The sequence below is a fragment of the Bacillus sp. AY2-1 genome, assembly GCF_008368965.1.
GTDB lineage: Bacteria > Bacillota > Bacilli > Bacillales > Bacillaceae_G > Bacillus_A > Bacillus_A thuringiensis_S.
Map to the genome: position 1 here is coordinate 1 of NZ_QPEL01000226.1, position 3,184 is coordinate 3,184.

Sequence of the window (3,184 nt, forward strand, 5' to 3'; positions counted from 1 at the left end):
ATACATATTAAAGTTTATTCTTTGCTTTTCTTTTATAAGAAAAAATAATGTATTTTTTCATTTTATTTTATGGAGTATTTTGTTTGCTTAGCTTGATAGTAATGTGTTGTCCCACTTATCATTATGACATTTGCAATGGCTAAAAATGAATATAATAAGATATTCTATGTAGAATAAAAAATCTTAATTAGTTAAATTAGAATTATTTCTATAATTTAGATAGGTGAGATGAATAGGTAGTTTAATTAGTTAACTATTTGAGCTGCCTATTGTTATAAATTTGCGAGTGGCTCCCAAAAAGAAGGGATCGTTGACGTACCACATGATAAAGTGACAAGCTTTAAAATATTTACCTTCGTCTAAATACAAGTTATACACACATATATTGATCGTATAAAGATATATATTACACATAATATTATGTTAAAGGTGGCGAATTGTATCATGAAAGATTTTGTTCTCGAAAAAGAAAACATTATTCGTAAATATGGTGAATGGACCGCTTATGATATTAAATTAACGGATACTCTATATACAAGAGATAGTCGACAACCAAATCCTGCATTAAAAAAAATTGTGACAATGATTCAAGATATCACACAATGTGATTTTAAAAATCTTCGAATCTTAGATTTAGCTTGTTTAGAGGGGCATTACGCTATTGAGTTTGCTATGCAAGGAGCAACTGTTGTAGGGATAGAAGGAAGAGAATCAAACATACAAAAAGCTATATTCGCTAAAGATTTATTAAGGTTGGAAAACTTAATCTTTTATCAAGATGATGTAAGAAATTTAAGTGCTGAAAAATATGGTCAATTTGATATTGTTTTATGCTCTGGTATTTTATATCATTTAGACTGCTCAGATGTATTCCCCTTTTTAGAAAAAGTGTATGAAGTATGCAAAAGGTTTGTAATAATTGATACTCATATCACTTCTACTCCTAATGTATCAGTACTTTATAAAAATTATGAATATAAGGGACACACAATGCTAGAACACTCTGCTAATTCATCAATAGAAGAACGTTTAAAATCAAAATGGGCATCATTAGATAACGTTACTAGTTTTTGGATGACAAAATCCTCTCTATACAATTTTTTAACGCGAACAGGTTTCTCTTCTATAAATGAATCCAGAAGTTTAGTTCAAGAAGATAGGATTACTGTTGTAGCTTTTAAGAAATATCCTATAGAAATTAAAAGCTCTCCTGAAACAGAGAAATACATTGAACCCGATTATTTAGAATGCTAAAAATAACACGTTTAAGTTTAATATTCTAATCACTCTGTATGAGGTAACACTATATGTCATTCAAGCTAAAATCTTAAAGTACCCCCAAATAAAATTATCAATTTTCCAAAAGCTATTTATATATATGCAACTCGTTGTTTCCATTTTGGGGCACTATAAAATTTTAACTAGTGATGGGATAGCACCGCATTGCTATCAACTTAAAGAAATACTTCCGAAAACAAAAAATGAAAAGAATAATAAAAAAGCTTATCATTACGTGTTAAAGGATAAGCTTTTTTATTTTAGTGTAATTACAAGTTTTGAAATTCTTTTACTACTTTCATAATAAACTTAAAGATGCTCTTTTCAACCTTGTAAAATTAACCCTTCATTATTTAAAAGCCGTGATATACCAAATAGCAACAACATTTCCATTTTTATCAAGTACTCTGCCTTCAGCTGCTCCTTCTTCATATGCTGTTACTACACCAGTTTTAGGGTTTACATAAATTTTGTTTTCACTAAATAAGACATATTTGTATTGTTTTCCGCTTGGCGTCATTGACCAAGGTTTCCCCACTTTAATGTGCATAAATTCCCCTTGCACGTCAGATACTTGATAAACCGATTTTGTTGATTCTTGATTGTTTACTGCAGCGTGAGTTTTAGTAGTAGCAAAAGTTCCTAAACCTCCAATTCCAATGGTAGCTGCTAACGCAATTCTAACAAATTTTTTCATGTGATAATGCCTCCTTTTTTAATTCATACTTGTATATTAAACTTTTAGTCTTTCATGTCACTTTCATTTACCTTACAATAACCTTAAATGGATTTTTGAAAATTCTGACTTAAGAGAGGGAGAGTATGAAAAAAAATATATTAATTGTTGATGATGACAAAGATATTATTGATCTTTTAAAGCTTTTTTTAGAAATGGAAAATTTTTTTGTTATAGAGGCTTCAAATGGTGAAGTTGCCTTAAAGTGTCTAGAAGAAAATCATATTGATTTAGCTATTGTTGATATTATGATGCCTAAAATGGATGGTTATCAATTAATTAAAAAGATTCGTGAGACGTTACAATTCCCAATACTTATATTGTCAGCCAAATCTCAAGAAGTAGATAAAATTATAGGTTTAGGAATTGGAGCAGATGACTTCATTACAAAGCCATTTAGTGCTTTAGAAATTATAGCTAGAGTTCAAGCTCACCTTAGAAGGTCCTATGAATTTAATGAAAAGGCTATAGAAGGTAAGGAGAAGCAAATTCATATGGGTGATTTAGTATTAGATCATCATTCTTGTACACTCTATAAATCAAGCGAATCCATTACTCTCAGTGCTACGGAATATAAAATTTTAACACTTTTTATGGAAGAACCAGGGAGAATATTTACTAAAAAACAAATTTTTGAAAGTGTATGGTCGGATTATTACTGTGCAGATGAGAATACGATTATGGTTCATATTAGTAGACTGCGAGAGAAATTAGAGGATTCTTCTAAGAATCCAGTTTATATAAAAACGATCCGGGGACTTGGGTATAGATTTGCTAGGAAGGAAGAACTTTATGAAAAATAAAGTTTTATATATCTTAATTAAAAATTACATTATATTTGCACTAGCAATAGGTTTCACTGTAATAATTTTATTTATATTTTTGATGTATCAAACAGAAAAGCAACTAGGAAAGCTAAATAATTTAAAGGCAAGTGAAGTAGTTCGTGAAAACTTTAAAACTATTAATGCAGAATCAATAGAATCATTTGGTGGTTGGGTAGAAATTCTTAATGAAAATTTACAAGTTATCTATACCAAAGGGGAAAAGAAGGATAAGCTTTTATCATATTCACAAAGAGAATTTACTAATTTATTATTTGATAATGATAAGCTTCCTTATTATTCATCTGTAGCAACATTTGTAACGAAAAAAGGTGAAACATTATAT

General features: G+C 29.2%; 3 protein-coding genes and 1 pseudogene. 3 read left to right on the top strand and 1 reads right to left on the bottom strand.

Annotated features, from left to right (window positions below; all coding sequences use genetic code 11):
• Positions 1-444: 444 nt before the first annotated feature.
• Complete coding sequence (locus tag DN403_RS29300) at positions 445-1,254, top strand: class I SAM-dependent methyltransferase (RefSeq protein ID WP_142952497.1); 810 nt, start codon at positions 445-447, stop codon at positions 1,252-1,254.
• Between the two features lie 373 nt (positions 1,255-1,627).
• Here DN403_RS29300 and DN403_RS29305 read toward each other — a convergent pair whose 3' ends face one another.
• Positions 1,628-1,975, bottom strand: coding sequence for a hypothetical protein (locus DN403_RS29305; protein ID WP_098438191.1), 348 nt, complete (start codon positions 1,973-1,975; stop codon positions 1,628-1,630).
• 125 nt (positions 1,976-2,100) lie between these two features.
• Between DN403_RS29305 and DN403_RS29310 the strand changes: the two genes are divergently transcribed.
• Both DN403_RS29310 and DN403_RS29315 read left to right on the top strand, forming a co-directional pair.
• Positions 2,101-2,817 carry a response regulator transcription factor gene (locus tag DN403_RS29310; RefSeq protein WP_098438192.1) on the top strand — a complete coding sequence of 239 codons (717 nt, stop codon included), beginning with the start codon at positions 2,101-2,103 and terminating at the stop codon, positions 2,815-2,817.
• A pseudogene (locus DN403_RS29315) lies at positions 2,807-3,184 on the top strand (sensor histidine kinase); the annotation flags it as partial. The gene DN403_RS29310 and the pseudogene DN403_RS29315, both read left to right, overlap by 11 nt.